2 protein-coding genes are annotated in these 1,453 nt (G+C 66.5%); both read right to left on the bottom strand.

What is annotated here, in order from left to right; all coding sequences use genetic code 11:
* Positions 1-105: 105 nt before the first annotated feature.
* Positions 106-801 (bottom strand): hypothetical protein, encoded by a 696-nt coding sequence (locus tag H8R17_RS45400; protein ID WP_187828983.1) that lies wholly within the window; start codon positions 799-801, stop codon positions 106-108.
* A 29-nt stretch (positions 802-830) separates the two neighbouring features.
* Positions 831-1,453: polymorphic toxin-type HINT domain-containing protein (locus H8R17_RS45395; RefSeq protein ID WP_187828982.1), on the bottom strand; the 623-nt coding region annotated here is incomplete at its 5' end.

Here is a 1,453-nt window from a genome sequence, read left to right as displayed (position 1 = left end):
CCAGCGACCTCGCCAGCTACGTCATGCACGCGACATCCCAGGCCGCCGAGCACGACACGCCCCACTAATTCATCGACAGGCCCCGGCGGGGCGTCAGCGGGCGGGTTATGCCGGAAGGCGCCTGCGTTTCAGGGCGATCAGATCGTCGAGGGCTACATCGACCTTCCGGCCGTACTGACGCGCCCAGTCGGCGACGGCCTGCCGGAACAGGAAGGTCGTACCCGGCTCCCAGCTGATATCCGACTCGCTCAGCCGCCGGAGTTTCTCCCACGCCTGCTCCTCCAAGGCGCCGTGGTTGCCCACTCGCGCCAGGACAAACGCCTTCACCAAGCGCGCTGGCTCGGTGCTGCTCCGGAGCTGGGCCCACACAGGCCCGCGGTGGACATCGTCCGAGGCGAGCAGGATCCGGCCCAGGTCCTCCCGGTCCCGGGCGAAGTCCAATGCGGCCATACCGAAATCGCGCAGATCGCCTACCAAAGTCGGATCCAGGGCCGTTCGGCTCTTCGGCCACGGGTAGAGATAGCGGTGGTGGACGGAGGCGACGTTCCCTTCCTCCACTTGATCCGGCCGCCACACCTCGATTCCCACTCCGCCGAATGCCTTCATGGGGTCGGCCAGTGCCTCGTCCTCGACGAAGACGGTCCAGGACAGCATGTCCGCTTCCCGCTTCACCTTGGCGATCCTGAGGCTCCTGCGCAGACCGCCGGAGTGGAGCATGACGTTCCCCTTCTCGGCGGTCTCTCTTTCCAGACCAAGAAGGTCGACGACGCATTCCGCCGCGCCGGCCAGCGTAACCGCCATGCTCCACCCCTCCGATCACTCGCACATACCTACGGCCTGATGAGCCAGGTCCAGCGCCTCAGCGAGCCTACTCTAGGCACGGCCATCTTCCGCAGGACCAGCAGGTCGTCTTCGAATGAGTACCCCCACAGTTCGCCGTAGGTGCTACCGCTGTTGTTGAGGTACCTCCTCAGCTGCCTCGTTCCCTCGCGGGCCCCGCGCTTGGTGAACGGCTTCAGCTCGACGGGATCTCCATTGGGGGTGAGGAAGTCGGGCTGGTCCGCACCCTGACCGGGGCCCCTCTTGTAGCCCATCGCGTCGAACGCTGCCTCCGTGGCGGGGTCGTGGTGAACCTCCTTGCCGACTTGTGCCGCCGGGTTGTCGCCCGGTTGCAACCCGTTGGTGTTCGGGCAAGCGTTGTGCACGAGCACCGCAGTGCCGCCCGCCAGCACGTAGTACGTGTGCAGTTGCTGAACGGTGAGATTCCACCGGTTCGCCGCACCAGGTGTGACACGGACAGCAATCACATGGACGAGGCGGTCGTCGCCGGTGGTGTTGAGGGCGTCGCCGCGGTGCAGCTTGCCCGCCGGGACCCAGGTGTGGGTGGTGTCGTCCCAGAAGGGGTGGTTGGCCGTGGTGTGCAGGGTGGCGGTGTGGCCGTCCTTGGTGCGGA

Source organism: Streptomyces sp. TRM68367 (genome assembly GCF_014495685.1).
Lineage (GTDB): Bacteria > Actinomycetota > Actinomycetes > Streptomycetales > Streptomycetaceae > Streptomyces.
This window is presented reverse-complemented; position numbering and strand designations above follow the sequence as displayed.